The 21,182-nt window shown below is 65.0% G+C and carries 28 protein-coding genes and 1 tRNA gene; 13 read left to right on the top strand and 16 right to left on the bottom strand.

Annotation, left to right across the window (positions count from 1 at the left end; translation table 11 throughout):
* Window positions 1–61 precede the first annotated feature (61 nt).
* Window positions 62–241, top strand: coding sequence for a DUF7836 family putative zinc-binding protein (locus EH209_RS02900; protein WP_008894656.1), 180 nt, complete (start codon window positions 62–64; stop codon window positions 239–241).
* A gap of 297 nt (window positions 242–538) precedes the next feature.
* Window positions 539–775: a UPF0058 family protein gene (locus EH209_RS02905; protein WP_049914513.1), complete on the top strand. Its 237-nt coding sequence runs from the start codon at window positions 539–541 to the stop codon at window positions 773–775.
* Window positions 776–995: 220 nt separating this feature from the next.
* Here EH209_RS02905 and EH209_RS02910 read toward each other — a convergent pair whose 3' ends face one another.
* Window positions 996–1,451 (bottom strand): DUF555 domain-containing protein, encoded by a 456-nt coding sequence (locus EH209_RS02910; protein ID WP_126661464.1) that lies wholly within the window; start codon window positions 1,449–1,451, stop codon window positions 996–998.
* A gap of 205 nt (window positions 1,452–1,656) precedes the next feature.
* On the opposite strand from EH209_RS02910, the gene EH209_RS02915 reads away from it, so the two are divergent.
* Together EH209_RS02915 and EH209_RS02920 are read left to right on the top strand one after the other, a co-directional pair.
* Complete coding sequence (locus EH209_RS02915; RefSeq protein ID WP_126661465.1) at window positions 1,657–2,586, top strand: DNA-3-methyladenine glycosylase family protein; 930 nt, start codon at window positions 1,657–1,659, stop codon at window positions 2,584–2,586.
* A gap of 48 nt (window positions 2,587–2,634) precedes the next feature.
* A complete protein-coding gene (locus EH209_RS02920; RefSeq protein WP_126661466.1) occupies window positions 2,635–2,952 on the top strand; it encodes a DUF3784 domain-containing protein in 318 nt (105 codons plus the stop codon).
* Window positions 2,953–3,040: 88 nt separating this feature from the next.
* Here EH209_RS02920 and EH209_RS02925 read toward each other — a convergent pair whose 3' ends face one another.
* A complete protein-coding gene (locus tag EH209_RS02925) occupies window positions 3,041–3,286 on the bottom strand; it encodes a hypothetical protein (protein WP_126661467.1) in 246 nt (81 codons plus the stop codon).
* 301 nt (window positions 3,287–3,587) lie between these two features.
* Between EH209_RS02925 and EH209_RS02930 the strand changes: the two genes are divergently transcribed.
* Entirely contained in the window at window positions 3,588–3,866 is a 279-nt protein-coding gene (locus EH209_RS02930; RefSeq protein WP_126661468.1) for an acylphosphatase, read from the top strand.
* A 76-nt stretch (window positions 3,867–3,942) separates the two neighbouring features.
* On the opposite strand, the gene EH209_RS02935 is transcribed toward EH209_RS02930, so the two are convergent.
* Window positions 3,943–4,224, bottom strand: coding sequence for a hypothetical protein (locus EH209_RS02935; protein WP_126662510.1), 282 nt, complete (start codon window positions 4,222–4,224; stop codon window positions 3,943–3,945).
* Between the two features lie 97 nt (window positions 4,225–4,321).
* Window positions 4,322–4,819 (bottom strand): hypothetical protein, encoded by a 498-nt coding sequence (locus EH209_RS02940; RefSeq protein ID WP_126661469.1) that lies wholly within the window; start codon window positions 4,817–4,819, stop codon window positions 4,322–4,324.
* Between the two features lie 104 nt (window positions 4,820–4,923).
* On the opposite strand from EH209_RS02940, the gene EH209_RS02945 reads away from it, so the two are divergent.
* From EH209_RS02945 to EH209_RS02955, 3 genes are read left to right on the top strand one after another with little or no spacing between them, the layout of a single operon-like run.
* A complete protein-coding gene (locus tag EH209_RS02945; RefSeq protein ID WP_126661470.1) occupies window positions 4,924–6,351 on the top strand; it encodes an NAD(P)H-hydrate epimerase in 1,428 nt (475 codons plus the stop codon).
* Entirely contained in the window at window positions 6,344–6,871 is a 528-nt protein-coding gene (gene moaC / locus EH209_RS02950) for a cyclic pyranopterin monophosphate synthase MoaC (RefSeq protein ID WP_126661471.1), read from the top strand. The genes EH209_RS02945 and moaC overlap by 8 nt, the downstream gene beginning before the upstream one ends.
* A gap of 29 nt (window positions 6,872–6,900) precedes the next feature.
* The gene (locus EH209_RS02955) at window positions 6,901–7,938 is read left to right on the top strand and encodes an NAD(P)H-dependent flavin oxidoreductase (protein WP_126661472.1); all 1,038 of its coding nucleotides are present in this window, start codon (window positions 6,901–6,903) and stop codon (window positions 7,936–7,938) included.
* A gap of 446 nt (window positions 7,939–8,384) precedes the next feature.
* On the opposite strand, the gene EH209_RS02960 is transcribed toward EH209_RS02955, so the two are convergent.
* The 5 genes from EH209_RS02960 to EH209_RS02980 all read right to left on the bottom strand — a co-directional run bounded on the left by EH209_RS02960 (window position 8,385) and on the right by EH209_RS02980 (window position 12,257).
* Window positions 8,385–9,128: a beta-ketoacyl-ACP reductase gene (locus EH209_RS02960; RefSeq protein WP_126661473.1), complete on the bottom strand. Its 744-nt coding sequence runs from the start codon at window positions 9,126–9,128 to the stop codon at window positions 8,385–8,387.
* A gap of 141 nt (window positions 9,129–9,269) precedes the next feature.
* Window positions 9,270–10,862 carry a class III poly(R)-hydroxyalkanoic acid synthase subunit PhaC gene (gene phaC, locus EH209_RS02965; RefSeq protein ID WP_126661474.1) on the bottom strand — a complete coding sequence of 531 codons (1,593 nt, stop codon included), beginning with the start codon at window positions 10,860–10,862 and terminating at the stop codon, window positions 9,270–9,272.
* Window positions 10,859–11,404 (bottom strand): poly(R)-hydroxyalkanoic acid synthase subunit PhaE, encoded by a 546-nt coding sequence (locus EH209_RS02970; protein ID WP_126661475.1) that lies wholly within the window; start codon window positions 11,402–11,404, stop codon window positions 10,859–10,861. The genes phaC and EH209_RS02970 overlap by 4 nt, the downstream gene beginning before the upstream one ends.
* A gap of 50 nt (window positions 11,405–11,454) precedes the next feature.
* On the bottom strand, window positions 11,455–11,940 hold the full coding sequence (locus EH209_RS02975; protein WP_126661476.1) for a hypothetical protein: 486 nt from the start codon (window positions 11,938–11,940) through the stop codon (window positions 11,455–11,457).
* On the bottom strand, window positions 11,937–12,257 hold the full coding sequence (locus EH209_RS02980) for an AbrB/MazE/SpoVT family DNA-binding domain-containing protein (RefSeq protein ID WP_008894639.1): 321 nt from the start codon (window positions 12,255–12,257) through the stop codon (window positions 11,937–11,939). The genes EH209_RS02975 and EH209_RS02980 overlap by 4 nt, the downstream gene beginning before the upstream one ends.
* A gap of 265 nt (window positions 12,258–12,522) precedes the next feature.
* Between EH209_RS02980 and EH209_RS02985 the strand changes: the two genes are divergently transcribed.
* The 3 genes from EH209_RS02985 to cdd all read left to right on the top strand — a co-directional run bounded on the left by EH209_RS02985 (window position 12,523) and on the right by cdd (window position 15,261).
* On the top strand, window positions 12,523–13,158 hold the full coding sequence (locus tag EH209_RS02985) for a MaoC family dehydratase (protein ID WP_126661477.1): 636 nt from the start codon (window positions 12,523–12,525) through the stop codon (window positions 13,156–13,158).
* Window positions 13,159–13,371: 213 nt separating this feature from the next.
* Window positions 13,372–14,814 carry a phosphomannomutase gene (locus EH209_RS02990; protein WP_126661478.1) on the top strand — a complete coding sequence of 481 codons (1,443 nt, stop codon included), beginning with the start codon at window positions 13,372–13,374 and terminating at the stop codon, window positions 14,812–14,814.
* Between the two features lie 48 nt (window positions 14,815–14,862).
* A complete protein-coding gene (gene cdd / locus EH209_RS02995; RefSeq protein WP_126661479.1) occupies window positions 14,863–15,261 on the top strand; it encodes a cytidine deaminase in 399 nt (132 codons plus the stop codon).
* Window positions 15,262–15,758: 497 nt separating this feature from the next.
* Here the strand turns inward: cdd and EH209_RS03000 are convergent, their stop codons facing one another.
* Entirely contained in the window at window positions 15,759–16,271 is a 513-nt protein-coding gene (locus EH209_RS03000) for a DUF488 domain-containing protein (protein WP_126661480.1), read from the bottom strand.
* A 58-nt stretch (window positions 16,272–16,329) separates the two neighbouring features.
* On the opposite strand from EH209_RS03000, the gene EH209_RS03005 reads away from it, so the two are divergent.
* Window positions 16,330–17,163 carry a nucleoside phosphorylase gene (locus tag EH209_RS03005; protein WP_126661481.1) on the top strand — a complete coding sequence of 278 codons (834 nt, stop codon included), beginning with the start codon at window positions 16,330–16,332 and terminating at the stop codon, window positions 17,161–17,163.
* A gap of 34 nt (window positions 17,164–17,197) precedes the next feature.
* Here the strand turns inward: EH209_RS03005 and EH209_RS03010 are convergent, their stop codons facing one another.
* The 5 genes from EH209_RS03010 to EH209_RS23860 form a co-directional block, all read right to left on the bottom strand.
* A complete protein-coding gene (locus EH209_RS03010; RefSeq protein WP_126661482.1) occupies window positions 17,198–17,965 on the bottom strand; it encodes a mechanosensitive ion channel family protein in 768 nt (255 codons plus the stop codon).
* A gap of 1 nt (window position 17,966) precedes the next feature.
* Window positions 17,967–18,779: a diadenylate cyclase DacZ gene (dacZ, locus tag EH209_RS03015; protein WP_126661483.1), complete on the bottom strand. Its 813-nt coding sequence runs from the start codon at window positions 18,777–18,779 to the stop codon at window positions 17,967–17,969.
* Between the two features lie 353 nt (window positions 18,780–19,132).
* Complete coding sequence (locus EH209_RS03020; RefSeq protein ID WP_126661484.1) at window positions 19,133–19,369, bottom strand: DUF7860 family protein; 237 nt, start codon at window positions 19,367–19,369, stop codon at window positions 19,133–19,135.
* A gap of 228 nt (window positions 19,370–19,597) precedes the next feature.
* Window positions 19,598–19,682: transfer RNA gene (locus EH209_RS03025), tRNA-Leu, on the bottom strand.
* Window positions 19,683–19,728: 46 nt separating this feature from the next.
* Window positions 19,729–19,902 carry a hypothetical protein gene (locus EH209_RS23860; RefSeq protein ID WP_008894629.1) on the bottom strand — a complete coding sequence of 58 codons (174 nt, stop codon included), beginning with the start codon at window positions 19,900–19,902 and terminating at the stop codon, window positions 19,729–19,731.
* 256 nt (window positions 19,903–20,158) lie between these two features.
* Here EH209_RS23860 and EH209_RS03030 point away from each other — a divergent pair, with 256 nt between their 5' ends.
* Window positions 20,159–20,467 carry a transcription initiation factor IIB family protein gene (locus tag EH209_RS03030; RefSeq protein ID WP_126661485.1) on the top strand — a complete coding sequence of 103 codons (309 nt, stop codon included), beginning with the start codon at window positions 20,159–20,161 and terminating at the stop codon, window positions 20,465–20,467.
* Between the two features lie 156 nt (window positions 20,468–20,623).
* On the opposite strand, the gene EH209_RS03035 is transcribed toward EH209_RS03030, so the two are convergent.
* Window positions 20,624–21,112 carry a phosphopantetheine adenylyltransferase gene (locus EH209_RS03035; protein ID WP_126661486.1) on the bottom strand — a complete coding sequence of 163 codons (489 nt, stop codon included), beginning with the start codon at window positions 21,110–21,112 and terminating at the stop codon, window positions 20,624–20,626.
* Between the last annotated feature and the right edge of the window lie 70 nt (window positions 21,113–21,182).

Genomic DNA, 21,182 nt, shown 5'->3' on the forward strand with positions numbered 1-21,182 from the left:
GCCGTAAGCGGTTGATTAGGAAGCGACAACACTTTTGAGGCGCGGTGTGGAATATCATGGCATGGACGAAACGACCGTGCAACTGTTGTGTCCAGAATGTGCGAAAGATTGGCAGATTTCTCCCGGCGAACTCCCCGCTGCCGCCGACATGTTTCACTGCCCCGGCTGTCACGCCTCGCGGCGGATGTCCGAGTTCACGCGAACTGATCGGGATCTCCAGACGTTGAAACAACTCGGCTAGCGATCGACCCCTTGCGGTGCGGAGCGCAATCCGCCCACATCTTCGATTCTCTTGCGTCAGTGTCCAGTAGTAGTGACCGTTTACCGAGCCTGACTGGAGCGTTCAAACCCCCCGATGAAAGCGCTCATTATTCGTGTAATACCCTATTGTACGCGCTTCCTTCGAGCGGTTTTGCTCCAAGTAGGGACACCTTTCCGCGATTTCTATCTGGCGACGTCCTGCCGACCAAACTCAGGGTCCGTGCTAACGCGACTCAAGATAATAATATAACCCTGCAGTGGGTATGATTGCATGGTTATGAAGAAGCAGGAGCTCATTCACCTTCACGGCCTTCTCGCGGAGGTATCGAACCAGTGCGCGGAGTGGGATGACTGTACTATCGACCTCGAGGAGTACGAGTCGCGGGGTATCCGACCGACATCGATCCACAAGTCGAAAACTGATCACAAAGCTGCTGTCTTCGCACTCGCCGGGGGAATCACGAAGAACATGCGCGAGGGGGAGCAGGAAGCAGTCGCCGCTACTGCGGACTGAGACAGACGACATCTCCTTCGATAACTCAACCGCTGACTGGCGAGACTCGTCTTCGCGTCGCTACGCTGGCTTCTTGTGAGCCTCGTCGGCGACGAGCGCCAATCTGCTAGGTCTCACGATACTCGCGCTGCTAGCCGTCGCGATAGTCGCCCTCCTGTCATTACTGAAGGTGTTGCTCGCGAAAGTACACTAGGACAGTGGAGCCAGTCGAGGAGGGTAGTTACTCGACCAGATCCTCGAACTCGGGGAGGATCTCCTCGTCGTCGTCGGTCTCCTCGTCATCGGTCTCCGCGGTCGACGACTCCTCCGTCTCGGTGTCCGACTCCTCGTCGATCTCGTCTTCCTCGAGTTCCTCGACCTCGACGACTTCGAGGGGGATGTTCTCGAGGAGTTGGCCGATCTCCTTTCGCGCGATGCGGGAGGCGTGTTCCTCGCGCTCGACGTTGAAGACGGTCATCTCCAGTTCGAGCGCGACCAGCGCCTCGTCGGCCGCGATGAAGGCGGGCGGGAGTTCCTCTCCCGATGGAGAGGTGCGCTCGCCCATGTTGATCTCGACGTAGTTTAAGTCAGGGTTTAACATCTCCCCCGTCTTCGAAATGGCGATGCGAATCGCCTCGTCCGGAGTTTCCACATCGAACACCGGCACGGCGGCTTCGACGACAACCCTGCAGTCCATGTGCGGATATTGTGTCGCATCCAGTATGAAAGTTCGCCTCAGGAGACAGGACACTCTGTTCGAGAGCTAGCTCTGCCCGGCGAGCGCCCCGTTGGTCGGATAGCCAGTTAATACCACGCACTATACGGCTGATTCGATCGACCGGCCACCCGTCCGCCCCGTCGGTTCGAAAGGCAAAAGCCCGCGCCCCCGAACGGACGGCTAGATGGAGACAGGGACGATTCCGGTCGACGAACTCGGGGGCGGTCTCGACCTGTACCGCACGCTCGAGAGCGGACAGAGCTACCTCTGGCGGCGCAGCGACGGCAAGATGTACGGCGGATCGCCGGCGCCGGAGGCGTGGTACTACACCGTCGTCGACGGAGAGGTAGTCCGCGTTCGCCGCCGCGGCGGCCCCGAGGGCGATCCGACCGCCGGCGTGGCGGCCGACGCGACGACCGGCCGCCTCGAGTGGGAGTCGACCACCGACGCTAAACCGATCGTCCGCCGGCTCCTGCGCCTGGACGACGACCTCGAGGCGATCGTCGACGCGGCGCCGGACGATCCCCTCCTCCGGGAGGCCTACGAGGCCCACCGCGGGATGCGACTAGTCGACGATCCGGCCTTCGGCTGCCTGATCTCGTTTATCTGCTCGACGCAGATGCGGGTCAGCCGGATCCACACGATGGTCTCGACGCTGGCCCGCGAGTATGGCGACGCGATCGAATTCGACGGCGAGACCTACCACGCGTTCCCCACGCCGACCCAACTCGCGGCGGCGACCGAGGCCGAACTGCGGGATCTGGGACTGGGCTACCGCGCCCCCTACGTCGTTCGCACGGCCGAGATGGTGGCCGACGGCGAGGCCCACCCCGAGGAAGCGCGGGACCTCGAGTACGAGGCCGCGCGGGAGTGCCTGACGCGGTTCGTCGGCGTCGGCGACAAGGTCGCCGACTGCGTGCTCCTGTTCTCGCTGGGGTTCGACGAGGCCGTTCCCCTCGACACGTGGCTCAAGTCGGCTGTCGAGGAGTACTACCCCGACTGCGACCGCGGCTCCTACGCCGCGACCTCGCGGGCGATCCGCGAGCGACTGGGCGGGGAGTACGCCGGATACGCCCAGACCTACATCTTCCACCACCTGCGGACCGGCGAGTGACGCCGTTCGCGCGGAACAATTTTGTAATACTGCTGTCAATATGCTCATATGGTCGACGGATCGATCCTCTCGCTGCTCGCGGCCGCCGGGTTCGTCGGCGCGCTCGGCGTCGCGATCAAGTACTTCGGGATGGTTCGGCTGATCGCGGGCTACGATTCCGGCCGCGTCACCGACGAGGAGGGTCCGGCGGACTTCGTCGGGACGAACACGCTGTACGTCGCTGGACTGCTGGCGATCGTCGCCGTCGTGGAGTACGCGGAACCCCTCGGTGACTCCGACCTCGTCTGGATCGTCTTCGCCGTCGCGGTGTTCGGTCTCACCGCTCGCATGATCCGCGGCGCTCGCCGGTACGAACGTCCGGCGTGAGTAGCGCCGACGTGTTCAGAAAGAAGCGAGTCCGCACTGCTCGAGTGCGCGGTCTCGAACGTCGGTCTCACCGTCGACAGCGAGCGGTTCACTCGTAGTCCTCGCGACCGGTAACTGCCCAGTAGGCCTGCGAGACGAGCATAATGACGAAGATAGCTGCGAGTATGGCGGCGACGTAACGAGCGGCCGTCTCGCCGACCAGATAGTAGGCGAGTCCGCTCGCGACGAGGACGAACAGGATCGCACCGACGAGCAACTCGAGTAGTTCCCGGAGCGTCGCGCGGCTACTCGAGACGTCGAGATACTCGTCTTCGATGCGTTCGATGATGCCCATAGTCGTGTCCTATCGTGTTCGGTTCCCGAGTCAAAAGAACTCCTCGAGTGTGATCTGATCCCGCTTTAGCGGTCACGCTCGAGCCGTATAAGAGAATACGAGACAGGAACACCCCCTATCGCGGCAACAGGGGATTCCACGGCCTCCCCAGCCGATTCGCTCACTTCTCCCTCGCACGGCTCCGTCGGTCGCACCTCGCTTCGCTCGGACGCCCGACAGCGCGCGCCACGGCGTGGGGTCGGTCGGGCAGCACTCGCATCGTAGAGTCGACTTTTTGCCGCTCGCGGTCGATCCCTCGCATATGGCAGGACGAACCCGCGCACACGTCTTCGTCTCTGGGACGGTACAGGGCGTCTACTACCGTGCGAATACTCGAGACACGGCCCGCGAGAGGGGCGTCGACGGCTGGGTGAAGAACTTGGACGACGGCCGCGTCGAGGCGATCTTCGAAGGGCCCGAGGACGCCGTCGAGGGGATGATCGAGTGGTGTCACACGGGCAGTCCCGCGGCCGACGTCGAGGACGTCGAGGTCGAGTACGAGGAGCCACAGGGCGAGGACGGCTTCGAAATTCAATACTGAACTGGTGTTCGGCGCTGCTGTCGGCCGCTATCGAGGACCGAACCGATCCGTTCGGCGGTCGCCGTCACCGATCGTTCTACTCTCGACCGTCGGCGTGCCCGTCTCCCGAGTCGTCGCGGTCGGCCCCCGATTCCGTGACCTCGTCGTCGTAGATGTCGATGTGGTGGATCGCGCTCGGGGAGAGGAGTCGGTTTCCCTCGAGTTCGATCCACCCGTTGGCGTGGACAACGATCGGCCCCTCGTAGAGCGGGTTGTCGTCGACCGGTTCGTCGTAGATGACGACGTCCCTGTAGGCTTCCGTGAGAGGGTTCACGTCGTCAGAGACGATCGAGTCGCGGGAGGCGATCGGCGGGAACATCATAGTATGCTGACTTCAATGCGCCAGATAAGTGTACCGTAACGGACAGCACCCGCGCTGTGGAACGCGATGACTGCGGCACGATCGAAGCGAGCGGTCAGACGGACTCGACCAAATACGCCTCGAGCCACGGCGGCTCCTCGGTGTACTTCCACTCGGCCATCTCGGCCTTCTCGCCAGCGTAGTAGGCCCGATAGGCTGCGACGGGATCGCCCGGTCGCTTGTACTCGTCGGGCATCGTCTGGGGCCGGGGCGTCGGCTCCTCGCTGGAGAACTCGATCGCATCGGGGTCGATGCGCTCGATCACCCCCCAGGAGGCGTGGTCGTCGTCCTTGTCGTAGCGCTCGACGAACTCGGCGTTGAGCGCCGCGGCGTGTTCTCGGAGGCGAAGCCAGTTCGCCCGCGACTCGGTCGCCCACGTCGTGACGGGGTGGTCGACGTGGGTCGCTCGGTAGAGGAAGTCCGCCTCGTAGCCGTTCTCCCGGGCTGCAGTGCAGAGGACCTGCGCGGCCTCGAGCAGCAGCTTGTTGACGTGCTGATCGCAGTGATAGCGCGCGGCGAGCCGCGGGTCCTCGTCGAGCCAGAAGACGTTCACGACGGTGGTTAGGGCTCGAGACGATTGACGGTATCGCCTACCGACGTTCGACTGAGTACCACCGGTCCGCAACGTTGAACGGACGGCCCGTCGAACCCCTGGACATGATCACAGGCGAGCGAATGGGCGCCGTCGACGAGAACGCCGCGGCACTGGGCGTGCCGCGAAAGCAGTTGATGGAGTCGAGCGGGAACGCCGTCGCCCGCGCGGTCCGCGACGCCGCCGAACCGGGGGCTCGAGTCGCCATCGTCGCCGGCCGGGGCAACAACGGCGGGGACGCGTTCGTCGCCGCCCGCTTTCTAGATGGGTACGACGTCACGATGCTCCTGCTCGGCCGCGCCGCGAACATCGGCACGGACATCGCTCGCGAGAACTGGGAGGCCCTCCAGCGGGCCGACTACGACGCGCGGGAGGTCGCGGACTCGAGCGGGTTTGAACTCCCCAAGTGCGACGTCGTCGTGGACGCGATGCTGGGGACGGGGATCAGCGGCGACCTCCGGGAACCCGCGGCGACCGCAGCCGAAGCGATCAACGCCGCCGACGCGACCGTCGTGGCGGTCGACGTCCCCTCCGGCTTCGACGCCGACGGGGGCGACCACGCCGACAACGGCGTCGAGGCGGATCGCGTCGTCACGTTCCACGACGCGAAGCCGGGACTCGAGGACCTCGACGCGGAGATCACGGTCGCAGATATCGGTATCCCGGCCGCGGCCGAACGGTACGTCGGACCCGGCGACGTCGACCTCGCGCGACCCGACACTCGCGAGGGACGGCCGAATATCATCGGCGGGGGCCCCTACACCGGCGCGCCGGCGCTGGCGGCCCAGGCCGCCCTGCGGGCCAGCGCGGAGCTCGCCTTCGTCGCGGCTCCCGACTCCGTCGCCGGCGAGATCCAGGGGTACAGCGAGGATCTGATCGTCCAGTCGTACGAGAGTGACGTCCTCACGCCCGAGGTGGCCGACGACCTCCTCGAGACGGCCGAAGCGTACGACAACGCCGTCGTCATCGGCCCTGGCCTCGGCACCGCCGACGAAACCCTCGAGGCGACCCGCCAGTTCCTCTCCTCGTACACCGGCCGGGCGGTCGTCGACGCGGACGCCCTTGAGGTCGTCCCGGAGATCGAGACCGACGCGACGCTGGTCTGTACGCCCAACCGCGGCGAACTCGCGCGGATGGGGGGCCCGGACACCGACGACCTGGCAGCGGCGGCCGACGAGATCGAGTCGTTCGCGGCCGAACTCGGTCACACCGTCCTCGCGAAGGGGGCAAACGACGTAATCACCGACGGCGAGCGCACGCGGATCAGTCGCTCGGGCACCGTCGGCATGAAGGTCGGCGGCACCGGCGACACGCTCGCCGGCATCGTCGCCGCCCTGCTCGAGCACGCCGAGCCCCTCGACGCCGCCGCGGCGGGGGCCCACGTCAACGGGCTCGCGGGCGAGCGCCTCGCGGAGAGTCAGGAGTACGGGTTCCTCGCGTCCGATATGCTCGCGGAACTGCCCGCAGTGCTCTGGGGTGGTGACGATGAGTGAGGATCCGTCTCCCGCCGCGGACTCGAACACGGATCCGCGGACCGACGCCGACGACCTCACCCACACCACCGACGAGGGCGACGTCCAGATGGTCGACGTCGGCGACAAGCCCGACAGCGAGCGCCGCGCGGTCGCGGCCGGAGAGATCCGCCTCCAGTCCTCGACGATCGAGGCGATCCGTGACGACCAGATCGGGAAGGGCGACGTGCTCGCGACCGCCCGCGTCGGCGCGATTCAGGCCGTCAAGCACACCTGGGAGACGATCCCGATGTGCCACCAGATTCCGATCACTAACGTCGACACCGAGTTCTCGCTTTCGGAGGATCGAGTCGAACTCGAGGTCGCCGTCGAGACCACCGGCAAGACGGGTTGCGAGATGGAAGCCCTCGAGGGCGTCACGACCGGCCTCAACGTCGTCTGGGACATGGTCAAGGCCGTCGAGAAGGACGACGAGGGGCAGTATCCCGAGACGGGGATCGAGAACGTCCGGGTCGTGACTAAGGAAAAGCACCGAAAGTGAAATACTAGTGACTCGAACCGGGGCGTATCATGGCACTCCGGACGCCGCTCTGTGACGCCCTCGAGATCGAGTACCCAATCGTCCAGGCGCCGATCGGCAGCGCGACGACCCCGGAACTCGCGGCGGCCGTTTCGAACGCCGGCGGGCTGGGCCAGCTCGCCGTCACGTGGCGGGACCTCGAGGAGACGCGCGAGGCGATCCGCGAGACCCGCGAGCGAACCGACCGGCCGTTCGCCGTCAACCTCGCGCTGGACGATGCGACGACGGTCGTCGACACCGATTCCCATCTCGAGGCCGTCCTCGAGGCAGGCGCACCGATCGTCTCGTTTTCCTTCGGCGATGCGGCCCCGTACGTCGACCGCATCCACGATACCGGTGGGACGGTGCTGCAGACCGTCGGCAGCGCGGACGCCGCACGCAAGGCCGTCGAGGCCGGCGTCGACGGCGTCGTTACGCAGGGCCTCGAGGCCGGCGGCCACGTCCAGAGCGAGATCGCGACGACGGCGCTCGTGCCGCGGGTCGCGGACGCGGTCGGTGACACGGTGCCGATCGTCGCGGCGGGCGGGATCGCCAACGGCCGCGGCGTCGCGGCGGCGCTCGCCCTCGGTGCGGACGGCGCGTGGCTCGGCACCCGCTTCGTCGCGTGCGAGGAGGCGAACGTGCACGAAACGTATCGGCGACGGCTCCGCGAGAGCGACGAGACCGACACCGCGTACACGACCCTGTATGACAAGGGGTGGCCGGGGATGCCCCACCGCGTGCTCGAGAACGAGACGCTCGAGCACTGGCGGGCGGCCGGGGAGCCGCCTGCGGGCGAGCGGCCCGGTGAGGACGATGTCGTCGCGCGGACACACGACGGTGACGGCAGCCCAATCGAACGCTACGACGAGGCGCTGGCGACGCCCGACCTCGAGGGCGATATCGAGTCGATGGCGCTGTACGCCGGCCAGAGCGTCGGCGGAGTCGACGAGGTGCAGTCTGCGGCTGCGGTCGTGAGGCAACTCGTCGCGGAGACGTGCGAGACGATCTCGGATCTCTCGGCGATCGCTAGTTCGGTGGATCGGTAGGACCATTCCTCGGCGTCCTCGAGCGTACTGGCTCGAATCGGGCCGGATGCGGTAATTGCTCTCGGATAAAATGGGAAAAAGACATTTATGGTGGTTAGCCATACCCGAACGAATAACGCCGCCGGTCAGTCTCCAGTTTCTGGCGATGTTGCTCGTCGTTCTGCTCGTTCCCGTTCGGGAGCGTGTCTCTACTACGCGGTCTACAAGGACGCGGCCGCTCGAGGCGCGAACGCTACTGGCTGGGGCGCAGCAATCTTCCTCTTGGCTCCGATCGGTGGACCGGTGTACGCGGTATATCGGCGTCGGCTTCCCGATCGGACCGATCCGCCCGGATGGACCGAGCGACTGCTCGGCGCGGTCGGTATCGGCGGGATAACCGCGGTCCTGTTTTCGACGTCGATCACGCCGCCGGATCCCATATCGAACGGAATCGACATTGGAGGCGCCTAGAGGTCCATCCCGCCGTTGACGTCGATCACTTCGCCGGTGACGTACGAGGAGTCCTCGCTGGCGAGGAACCGGACCACTGCCGCGATGTCCTCGACTTCGGCCAACCGCTCGAGGGGGATCCCCGAGACGATCCGCTCTAAGACCTGATCGGGAACCGACTCGAGCATGTCTGTCCGGGTGAAGCCTGGAGCGACGCAGTTGGCCGTCGAGCCGCCCTTGGCGAGTTCGAGGGCGATGGTTCGAGTGAAGCCGAACATGCCGCTTTTTGCGGCGGCGTAGTTGGCCTGGCCGAAGTTCCCCTGTTTACCGACGACGCTCGAGATGTTGATCAGGCGCCCCTCGTGGGCGTTCCAGATGTCGTCGAAGAACTCCTGGGTGCAGTTGAACATCCCGCCGAGGTTGACGTCCATCACCCGGTCCCAGTCCTCCCGGGTCATCTCGGTGAACTGTACGTCGGCCGTGATGCCGGCGTTGTTGACCAGGACGTCGGCCGGGCCGAACGCCTCGTGGCAGACCTCCCGCATGTGTACGACCTCCTCGCGGTCGGTGACGTCGGCCTGGGCCGCGACGGCGCTCCCGCCGGCGTCCTCGATCGCGTCGACCGCATTTTGGGCGGCGTCTTCCGAGGAGCGGTAGTTGATGACGACGTTCGCACCCTCCGCGCCGAGGTACTCCGCGATCCCCCGACCGATGCCGCGCGCCGAGCCGGTGATGATGCAGGTTCGCCCATCCATAGACATGACTCACGCCTTCAACGGCTGCCGATAAATAACGACCTGTTAGTTATCAGCACATACAACGAGGGTAATGGTTTAGGGGCCGCTCGAGCCCAGACGTCGGTCTCGAGCGAGCCGCGAGCGTCCCCGACAGCCGAGCCGATATTATCGGCTTTCGGCCTGCTCGATCCAGTCTTCGATGCGACTGGGCGAAATCCCCGTCTCGGTGGCCAGTTCGGCGACGTCGGCGTCGGTCAACTCGTCGAACGTCTCGATGCCGGCCTCGGCCAGCGTATCCGCGTAGGCCTGTCCGATGCCGTCGAGGGCCGTCAGATCGTCGGTGTCGGACTCGATCGCCGACGCAGCGTCGACGTCCTCGTCGGTGACCTCCTCGACGACCTCCTCGTCGACGTTCATCTCGCCCGGTTCGGCGGGTTCCTCCTGAACGTCGTCCTCGCCGCGTTCGACGATCTCCGCGTCCGATCGGTCCTCGCCGTGGAGGTCGCTGGTCTCGGCGTCGAGTTCGGTCTGGGTACTGCTCTCGGCGTCCGTCTCGAGTCCGGATCCGTCCGTGAGGTCCTCGGCGCCGGACTCGTCGCCCGCGACGTCCTCCGCGAGCGCGGCGTCTGTGGTCTCGGGTTCGGGCGTCTCGGGTTCTGATGCGACATCCGTACCGTTTGAACGCTCCTCGAACCACTCGCTGACCTGCGGCCAGAGCTCCTCGTGGCTGCGCGAGGAGACGGACATGCCGATGTGGCCCGTCGCGAACTCCATGGTCTCGGTGTCGTCGGAGCCGATGACCTCGTTGAACGGTTTCGAGGCTCCCGGCGGGATGAGGTGGTCGTACTCGGCGACGATCTGGAGGACGGGCATATCGATGTTGGAGACGTCGACGCGCTCGTCGCCCAGGTAGAGCTCGTTGTTGTAGAGCTTGTTGTCCTGGTAGATGTCGCGGATGAACTCCTCGTAGGCCTCGCCCGCGACGTCGATCCCCTCGTCGAGCCAGCGCTCCATCCGGGCGAAGTTCTCGACGAAGTCCTCGTCCTCCATGTTGTCGTAGAACCGGACGTACTTCGTCACGTTGTTCGCGACGGGGTCCATCAGCGCGAAGCCGACGTCCAAGAACTCGGCGGGAACGTTGTCGAAGGTCTCGGTGACCGCTTCCGGATCATAGAACTCCTCGCCGCCCCAGAGCTCGAGGACGCCGCCCTCACCGGCGAAACAGAGGCCCGCGGCCATCAGCCCGAGGTTCTTGACCTTCTCGGGGTACAGCGAGGCGTACATGGCCGACTTCGTGCCGCCCATGCAGTAGCCGAGGATGTTGATCGCGTCCTGACCGGAGCGCTCGCGGACGACGTCAACGCAGTTGTCGATGTAACGGTTGACGTAGTCGTCCAGCGACAGCGAACGGTCCAACTTCGAGGGCTCGCCCCAGTCGATCAGATAGACGTCGAAGCCGGACTCGAGTAAGGTCCGGACCACCGAGCGGTCCGACTGGAGGTCGAGGATGTAGGGTTTGTTGATCAGCGCGTAGACGATGAGGATCGGCACGTCGTGTTGCTCCTCCGTCTGGGACTCGTAGTGGAGGAGTTTCAGCTTGTTCTCCTCGTAGACGACCTCACTGGGCGTCTGACCGACCTCGATGTTCTCGACGGTTTCGGTGCGGTCAGGGGCGACCTGACTCTTCTCGGCCAGATCGGCGGTCGCCTCCCAGGCCTGTCGCTGCATGTTCAGGGCGGTCGCGAATGGATTGTTCATTGCTCCTCTAGGTGCTCGAGAACGCGGTCGAGTTTCTGCTCGACGTCGTGCTGGCGACGCTCGAGTTCGACCAGCCGGTCGCCGATTTCGACGACGTCATCCTCGGTCGCGAAGCCGAGCGTCCGCAGAGTCTCCTGGGACGTCTTCTGGGCCTGCTGTTGCATCTCGAGGACGTCGCCGACGGTCTCGCCGGTCATCCGTGCGAAGGCGGTCGTCGACATGACGTCCTTGAACGCCTCGTTGGCCGTGTTGAGCCAGATGTCGCGGAACTCCTCGACGTCGACGTCCTCGCCCTCGAGCTGGTCGTTCATCCGCTCGACCATCTGCTGGGAGGCATTCATCCAGGTCTCGTAGGCCCGGGCGTAGCCCTCGACGCCGTCGGAGATCTCGTTCTCCTCGGTCGCCTCGCCGACGGCGTCCGACCAGCTCTCGACGAACTGGGCCTGGGCCTCCATGTTCTCCTCCAAGGCGTTCATGAACTGTTCGTTCCACTGTTCGACGACCTCGTTCCACTCGTGTGACTGGGGCTGTGAATCTGACATTGGAATAATATTAGCGGGCCAACCGCAAAAGCCTGGGGCTGCGTTGCGCGTTATGCGGAGATGTCGATCTCTTCGGCGGCCTCCTCGACGTTCTCGGCGGCCTCGGAAACGTTGGCTTCGACCTGCTCGTGAGCCTCGAGGTAGGCGTCGAAGGACGTGTCGACGACCTCGGCATAGCTAGCGGCGAACTCGTCGTAGGCGGCCTCGGACTCCTTGATGGCCTCGACGACGGCCTCGAGCGACTGGGACTGCGCTTCGGTTGCGGACTCGAAGCCCTCGTCGACGAGTTCGCGGATCTCGTCGAACTCGGCGGCTTCCTCGGGCAGCGAGGCCTCGAGGGCGTCGAAGTAGGCGTGGACGGCGCCCTTGGTCAGTTCCGCGTTGGACTCGAACAGTGCGCCCGAGGACTCGACGGCGTCGCCGAAGGCGGAAATCGAGGTCTTCTGGGCCTCGAGGGCGTCGTGGGTCATGCTCTGGGACTGTTCGATGGCGGTACGCTGGGCGTCGAAGACGGCGGTGACTGGGTTCTGGGTCATGATTGATCCTCTCGGTTTCGTTTGACGGGGACGACGACGGTCTGGACGATATCTCCCTCTTCGATGTCGAGGGCTTCCCGTTCTGGACCGGGAATGCTGATCCGACCGCCGCTCTGGACGCGGGCTTTGAACGTCGCCGTACCCATGTTCATCGGCCCGAAGCTCGAGCCCGTATCGAACGGGTTCGAGCTACTGGCCTGCATCATCTTCTTCAACATCTCCTGCTGGGATTCGGCAACTTGCTCGCCCGCCTCCTGCATCTGTTCGGTGAACATCGCAGGCGGGAACCAGAGCGATCGATCGGAGTCGTCCGTCATCACCTGTATCAACGAGCGCACTCCACATAAGGGTTTCCACTAGATACCATCTAATACCATCTGATACCATAGAGGGGGACGGGTGGTTTCGAGGGCGACTGTATTACCGGATCGTATCACCGGAAAATTCCTGTCTGTCGGTTGTACCGATGCGAATTCCGGCTCCAGAGCGGCCCTAATCGTAAATTACTAGCTATGAGGGCCAGTAACAGTCCGTGCGCGAGCCAAAGAAGTCATAATGTCCACACGCTTACCGACGCCATAGATGTCCCACGAGAATACTGCGAAACGCAACCTCGCTGCCATGACCGATGCCTGGTCGGCGATGACCCAGACCCTCCTCCAGAGCGCGACCGCCGCGAACCGGGCGGCCATCTCGGCGATGGTGCCGCCAACCGCGTCGAACGGGTCAGAGAGCGAAACGGTTCCCGCGTCGATTCCGTCGATCGACCACTCCAGTCTCGACTGGCAGTTCGACCGAACCGTCGACGATCCGGACCACATCAGCGTCGGCGACACCGTGACCTTCGAGAAAGTAATCAGCGACGAGGACGTCCGCGCGTTCGCCCACGTCAGCGGCGACACGAACCGGCTTCACCTCGACGAGGAGTTCGCCGCTGGCACCCGCTTCGGCGAACGGATCGTCCACGGCACGCTCGTGTCCGGGCTCATCAGCGCCGCCCTGGCTCGGCTACCCGGGCTCACCATCTACCTCTCTCAGGACCTCGAGTTCAGCGGTCCCGTCGGGATCGGCGACCGCGTCTCCGCCCGCGTCGAAATCGTCGAGGAACTCGGGAACGATCAGTACCGCCTCGAGACGGTCATTCGCAACGAGGACGACGACGCGACCGTCATCAACGGCGAGGCGGTCGTGCTGATCGACGACCTCCCCGAGGAGTAGCCCGCTCCGAACTCGAGTCGGCATCGTCCAGCCGCTCGCCGTCCGCCGCTTGCCGCTCCACGGGGGCGAGTAACCACCGCAGCCGCGTTGAATCGGCTTCCCCGCCGTTTTCGCAGTTTCACGAGTTCGCCAGAGCGGACGGATCCGCCGTCGGGCGTGCGAACGTGACGCGTGTGCAGTGTTGCTAAGTAGTTCCTCGCGGAACGGCCCCACATGACGCTATTCGGGACTGCCGGGATCCGCGGTCCAGTCGAGGAGATCACCCCGTCGCTGGCGCTTTCCGTCGCGCAGGCCGCCGGCGAACCGGGGTCCACATTCGTCGTCGGCCGCGACGGCCGGGAAACCGGACCCGCGCTCGCCGCCGCCGTCGAAGCCGGCCTCGAGAGCGCCGGCGCGGACGTCTACCGCCTCGGGCAGGTGCCGACGCCGACGCTGGCCTTCGCCTCGCGCGGGCGACGCGGCGTGATGCTCACCGCGAGCCACAACCCGCCCACGGACAACGGGATCAAACTCTTCGTCGACGGCGTCGAGTACGACCGACAGGCCGAACGGGAAATCGAAGACCAGCTCGCGGACGGCTCCTCGCCCGCGGTCGCCGACTGGGACGAGTGGGGTCGGCCGGCCGAACTCGATATTCTCGATCGGTATCGCGACGCCGTTATCGATTTCGTCCGCGACCGCTTCGACGGTGCGGAGCACGCGGTCTCGTCTTCGGGTCCGCTCGCCGAGCTCTCGATCGCCGTCGACTGCGGCAACGGCATGGCGTCGCTGGCGACCCCGCAGGTCCTCGAGCGGCTGGGCGCCGACGTCGTCGCGGTCAACGCCACCGTCGACGGCCACTTCGTCGCCCGCGAGAGCAAACCGACGCCCGAGACGCTCGCGGAGTTCATCGACTTCCTCGCGGGGAGCGAGGCATCGCTCGCCTCGGAACGGCGGGGCGCCACCGCCGCGAGGGCCGACCAGTTCGATCTCGGACTGGCCCACGACGGCGACGCCGACCGGCTGGTCGTCCTCGGCCCCGACGGCGACGTGATCCACGAGGATACGATCCTCGCCGTCGTCGCCGCCCACTACGCCGAGACGAGCGACGCCGACGACCCTGTCGTCGTCACCACGCCCAACGCCTCAGCCCGGATCGACGAGCAGGTTCGCGAGGCCGGCGGCCGCGTCGAACGCGTCCGTCTAGGTGCGCTTCACGAGGGGATCGCGCGGGAGCGAGCTGAGGGAGGTCCGGACACCGAAATCGTCTTCGCCGCCGAACCCTGGAAACACATCCACACCGCCTTCGGCGGCTGGATCGACGGCGTCGCCAGCGCCGCCGTCGTCGCCGCGCTGGTCGCCGAGGCCGGCGACGCGGCGACCCTTCGCGACCCCGTCACCGAACGCCCCTACCGGAAGGTCAGCGTCGACTGTCCCGACGACGCCAAGACCGACGCGATGGCCGCCCTCGAGTCCGATCTCCCCGACGCCTTCCCCGACGCTGCAGTCGACACGGACTACGGCGTCCGCCTCGAGTTCGAGGACGCCTCCTGGATCCTCGTCCGCCCCAGCGGGACCGAACCCTACGTGCGCCTCTACGCCGAGAGCGACGCCGTGGACGAACTGGTCGCCGAGGCCCGGGAGGTCATCGAGTCGGCCGTCGCGGCCTCGCGGTGACGGTGTCCGAGAGGGACCTTTTTCCGTTCGCTCGAGTCAGTACCCGCTATGACCGAGTCCGAGTTACTCGAGGCCGCCCGTACCGTCCAGGATTCCGCCCACGTCCCCTACTCCGAGTATCCCGTCGGCGCCGCGCTCGAGACCGCCGACGGCGAGGTCTTCGTCGGCTGTAACCTCGAAAACGCTAACTTCAGCAACAGCCTCCACGCCGAGGAGGTGGCGATCGCCGAGGCGGTCAAAAAGGGCCACCGCGACTTTTCGCGACTCGCGGTCAGTTCCGGCCGCCGTGACGGCGTCACGCCCTGCGGAATGTGCCGCCAGACCCTCGCCGAGTTCTGCGACGACGATCTGATCGTGATCTGCGACGAGGGCGAGGGCGAAGCGCCCAGCGAGTACACGCTGGGCGAACTGCTGCCGAACACGATCACCGAGGAGATGCTCGAATAGCGCTCGATTCGCCTATCGATCCGAGGTGTCCGATGGCGCGCTGGCGCGCGGTGAGCCGACGGCGAACCGCGTCGTCAACTCGCGAGGGATGAGTGAGCGAACAAAGTGAACGATCGAATCGGCTGGGGAGGGTGGTGGAAATCCCCATTGCCAGGCGGATTTCGTGCCTTTGGACGGTCTTTGGATACTCGAGACTGGCTCAGTCGTGACTGACCCGTGCTACGTGAACGAACGATCGAGACAAACGAAGGACAGTGGGAAGCGTCCTGCTTCCGTGACGACAGGGAAGTGCCTCGTCCTCCCCAACCGATTCGCTCGCGTGATTTTGGGACGCGGTTCGGTTGTCACTCACCGCGTCCCAGCACGCGCCACCGCGTGTCGGGTTCGCAGTCTCGAGCGACACGTAAATCGCCGATATCGACCGATCAAACCGGCTCTCGCTCAAAAATCGTTGTTGATGGACGGTCGCCCCAAGTAGCCGTGACTCGAGTCACCGATCACGCGGACCCCCTAGCAGAAAGCACGTCCCGGAGCGCCGTCCGGTGGCACCGCTTCTTCTCGGTGTTCTCGAAACAGACCAGCGCCAGCGACTCGCCCGCGGCCAAGCGCGACTCGAGGTTCTCGATCGCCGCCCGCGCCTCGTCCGATTCCTCGAGATACTTCCGATACGCCTCCTCGAACCCGACCTCGTCCCACGCGGCGTTGTGGGCGCCCTCCTCGCAGAGCCCCTGCATCTTCATGTCCTCCTCACGCTGGCGGAACGTCTCGAGCAGGTCCGCCGGCGGCCCCAGTTCGGGTCGGTTCTCGTCGATGGCGCCGTGGAACCACGACGTGGGTTTGCGGACGACGCCGACGCGGGTCGCATCGGCGGGCAGCTCGACCAGTTCGTGCTGGATCGCGGCGACGTAGGTGTCGGTGAGCGTTCCGGTCCCTCCGTCAGCGTCCTCGCTCCCGACGATATCGCCGCTCTCGTCGGTCCCCGCGGGCTCGTGCTCGTCTGCGTCGACCATACCCTCGCTACGGGCGCCCTGCAGTTATATACCGCGCCGGACCGAACCGCCGGACCGAATGACCGGCGCCGATATCGACGACAGCGAAGACCCGAACGCCGACATCCAGTACCACCTCGAGGTCGGCCCCGAGGACGTGGCCGACACCGTGCTCCTGCCGGGGAACCCCGAGCGTCTCGAGAAGATCGTCGCCTTCTGGGACGACCACGAGATCGCGGCCCGCCACCGCGAGTACCGGACTGCCACGGGAACGTACGAGGAGACGCCGATCTCGGTCACGTCGACGGGGATCGGCAGCCCCTCCGCAGCGATCGCCGTCGAGGAACTCGCTCGAGTCGGCTGCGACACCTTCGTTCGGGTCGGCTCCTGCGGGGCGATCCAGCCCGAGATGGACGTCGGCGACCTCGTCATCACGACGGGGGCGGTCCGCCAGGAGGGGACCAGCGACGAGTACGTCCGCGAGGACTACCCCGCAACGGCCGATCAAGAGGTCGTCAGCGCCCTCGTCGCCGCGGCGGAGCGGCTGGGCTACGACTATCACACGGGCGTCACGATGAGTGCCGACTCCTTCTACGCGGGGCAGGGCCGCCCCGGTTTCGAGGGGTTCGAGGCCGCGGGCTCCGAGACGCTTGTCGAGGACCTCAAGGAGGCGAACGTGAAGAACATCGAGATGGAGGCCAGCGTGATCCTGACGCTAGCGAACCTCTACGGGCTCCGTGCGGGTGCAGTCTGTACCGTCTACGCCAACCGCGAGACCGGCGAGTTCCGCACTGAAGGCGAATCCCGCGCTGCCGAGACCGCGACGCTGGCAACGCACCTGCTGGCGAAGATGGACCGCATCAAACGCGAAGCCGGCGCCGATCGATGGCATGCGGGACTCTCGCTCGAGTAACGAGAACGCTACGAACCGACCGAAAAACGAGCGCTCAGTCCCGCATCCGGACGATCCCGTTTTCGAAGACCTTCCGATTGGGGACGATGTACTCCTCCGAGTCGTCCTCGATCTTCGTGACGAAGAGATCGACCTCCTGGACGATCCCCGTCTGGTCGCCGATGCGGATCTCGTCGCCGATCCCGTAGGGCTGGTTGAGAAGCAGATAGATCCCCGCCGCGCTCGAGATGAGGAAGTCCTTGAAGGCGACGGTGCCGACGATGACGATGCCGACGGCGTACACCGTCAGCAAGATTAGCAGGGCGACGACGTGGACGCCGACCTGTCCGAGTGCGATGATCAGCGTCACGTAGAGGACGCTGTACTTGACGAGTTTCGGGATCACGGAGACCTCGGGGAGCTTGACACCCCGGAGGTATTCGCTGACGACCAGTTCGGCCTTGTCCGCGATGATGAAGCCGATGATGAGCACGAGGACGGCGATGAACAGCTGCGGGATGAAACTCGTCACCCGGAGCCAGAACGCCTCCGTGTCGAGCAACTGCGCGATGTGGATCGCCGTCAGCACGGCAATGCCGTAGATGAACCACGAACTCAGTCTGGCGACGATCTCGACCGTCGAGGTGCCGATCGACTGGGCGGTCCGCTCAAACGGCGTCCCCTCGACGGCCTCCGGGACGCCCGACGCCTGCAGGAGCTCTTCGTTGAGCCGCCCGACCAGATAGCCGACGACGAGTCCGAGCGCTAGGACCGCTGCGGCTATCACGGCCGGTTCGTTGATGAGCGTCTGCCACTCTACCATATCAGTACGCCTCCGGATCGACCTCCAAGATGAGCTCTCCGGCTTTGAACGCCCGGACGAGCCCATCGCTTTCCGAGAGCACGATCGTGATCGCGTTCGTATCCCGCGTGATCGCGCCCCCGGCCATGTGTCGGGCCCCCAACCCCTTCGGAATGTCGACACCTTCCGCGGACGGCTCGAGGTAACGGTACGCGGAGACGATCTTGCCCGCGTCGGAGATGACGAACGCGCCGTCGAGCCGCGAGAACTCCTTCAACATCACGTTCACGATCGGATCGCCGACGTGGACGTGGGACTTCTCGAAGGGGTTGTACGACAGCGGGCGGGACTTATTCATCACCTTGCCCGCGTCGCCGACGACGAACAGCGCGCCGACGGGTTTCCCCTTCTGGCCTTTCTTGCCGAGTTCGATCGCCAGTTCGAGGACGGCCTTGATCACCGCCGGCTCCGCGCGGGACTTGACGAACAGGTCGTAGATGCCCGTGTGCGTCTCGGCGTCGGCGCGGACCCGGGAGACCGTATCGATCTCGTCGCCGTAGAGGCTCGTCGCACAGATCAGCTGGTCGCCGTCCTCGATGAGGTCCTGCTCTAAGGCGCCCTCGAGACCGAACTTGATCCGCTCTTTGATGTCGTCGAACGCGAGAGGGAGTTCGACGAAGACGTCGGCGTTGACGGGGTTTTCCGTCCCGACGACGATGACGTCGAGGTCGTCGACGTCCGCGAAGCGTTCGTAGTACGAGCCACTCGGCGAGAAGAGAAGGACGGCATCGATGCTCGCATAAAGATCCCCGAACACGTCGTCTAACCCGGCCATTGCTCATACAAGTTGCTCCCGCGCGAATAAGCGTTGTGGACCGTCTGACGCACGTCTGTCGCTTCTCTCTCGGTTCGACCGGATTCAAAATACCCAGATCACGGTTCAGCGCTCGATTCCGGAGCTCGGACGGCATTCCCGCCATTCGGCGGTGTGACGCAGCGTCGGTCCGATTCTCAACCAGTGGATGATCGGTCTCGACGACGCCGGAGCCGTTCTCGAACGGCCGTCGACGCGCCGGTTCCTGACGACTCCGCGAACGAGTCTCTTTCAAGCCGGTCCGGAATCGGTGTCGACCGTCCGCTTCTTCACAATCGGGTCACTGCGTGGAGCTGCCACTCGAGACGAGCGGCTCACTCGGTCAGCGGCAGGATGACCCCGAAAATCCACACCGAGAAGAAGCCGATGATGAGGCCGCCACCTTCCGCGAAGGTAAACAGCGTGTGTTCCCACCCCGGAAGCTGTCCCACGAACATGTGGCCGAACAACTCGCCGGCTGCGCCCAGCATCAGGAGCCCGAGGCCGAGCAGGAAGCCGCTCTTCGTGAGGAACGGGTAATCGAGATCACCGTATCGTCCTGTACGGGTCATACGTAACACAGATACGCGAGGAATTATTATCGCTTCGGAACCCGAAGGCGATCGCTCGGGCCTTGTTGCCGACCGCTCAGCGCTCGTGATCGGTTTCGTTGAATGAGGGCTGCGGGACCGGATTCGAACAACGCGAAGACGTGCTCGCTCCCGATGGTCGCTGCGCGCGTCTTCTCTCGTTCGAATCCGCTGGCTACATTTTCCACTCACGACGTTGTTCGCGGAAAATGCGCGGGACCGGATTCGAACCGGCGGACCCCTACGGGACAGCGTCCTAAGCGCTGCGCCGTTGGCCTAGCTTGGCTACCCGCGCTCACTCCCAGATTTTCACGAATCCAGTAAGTACCTGTCGATCCGCGCTACCGCTGTTTCACTGGCTCTTCGGGTGACCAGTCCGGCGGCACGATAAACGTCACGTGCTCCGAATCCCGAAGCTGGTGCAGTTCCGCCGCTTGTTCGGCCAGCGATCGATTCCGGTACGGCATCTCGAGGCCGCAGCCGGTACAGACGAGCTTGCAGGTTGGCTCTTTCATAGACGGGACGCAGCCGTGCAGGAGCCGGACGAGCGTCTATTGTGAGGGACGAAGACAACCCGGTTTAGTAGTCGTGTCCTAGTGAAATTGTCAGAGAACGGCCAATTAGGCAACTCGTTCGTAGCTGAACGTTGCCCAGCGTAGCACCGGATTGGACGGTCCGTTCGGTGCTATTTCGAATCAGCCGCCCGAATATGTGATCGTTTCCTGATCGATTGGCCCCACCTTTATGCGCGCCGCACCGATAGCCGGGTGCATGCACAGCGCCCGGGATCGGATCGAATACGAACCGTGGCTCGAGGAACTCGAGCAGATCGCCGACCGGTTGGAGCTCTCGACCGAAGCGCGATCTTGTGCGGTGGATCTCTTCTTGACGGACGTTCCGGAGGACGACCGGTCGAAGCGAGCCGTCCTCGCAGCCAGCATCTATGCGGGCTCGCTCGTCGCCGGCGAGGGTCGAACGCAGGGCGACGTCGCCGACGCCGCGGACGTCTCGCGGCTCTCGATCCAGTCGCGCTGGAAGGATCTCCTCGAAACCGCGGGCCTCGAGCCGCCGCGGTGGTAACTCGCCCGAGCCGACCGTTTCGACTGTTTCACGGGCTCACGCTGTGACTGTCTTCCCGTAAGTATACGCTACAAGAACGAAAATCGCGCGTCGGGTGGCCGTTGCTTCCGTCTCTCGATTCGATTCTCTGTCGGGTGGCCGGATCGATCCGCTCCGTCAGTTGGTGCCGGCCGCGTCGTCCCCGTCTTCGAGGACGTTTCCGTGTTCGTCGATCTCGCCCTTGACGACCCGGGTGCTGGAGATGATGTCGCCGTCCTCCGCGCGGACGTGTGGCACGACGACGACCTCGAGGGGGTTGTGGCCGCGCTCCCGTCGAATCTCGTTGATCTGCTCCCCGCCGTCTTTGGTCTCCGGAGAGACGACCAGATAGTCGAACTGCGGTTCGGTCGCGATGCCGGTCGGTTCCTCGAGAGGCCGGACCTCGAACTCGCGGTCGTGGTCCGCGGCGAACGACTCGAGTTCCGCCTCGAGCGCCGCCTTCCGTTCGTCGAACGATCTGACGCGGCGCTCGACGTGTCGCGTCTTCGGCGCGAGTTCGTCGCTCGTCAGTCCCACGGTCACGTCTCCGAGTTCGAACGCCCGTTCGAACAGCCGACGGTGGCCGTCGTGGACGGGGTCGAACGTCCCACCAAGCGCGACGTCCATACCCCATTCCACTGGAGCGGAGCGTATAAAACGGTCGAATCGGGGGACGCGTCGGCCTCGAGCGCCGGTC

Origin of the sequence: Haloterrigena salifodinae (genome assembly GCF_003977755.1) — an archaeon.
GTDB lineage: Archaea > Halobacteriota > Halobacteria > Halobacteriales > Natrialbaceae > Haloterrigena > Haloterrigena salifodinae.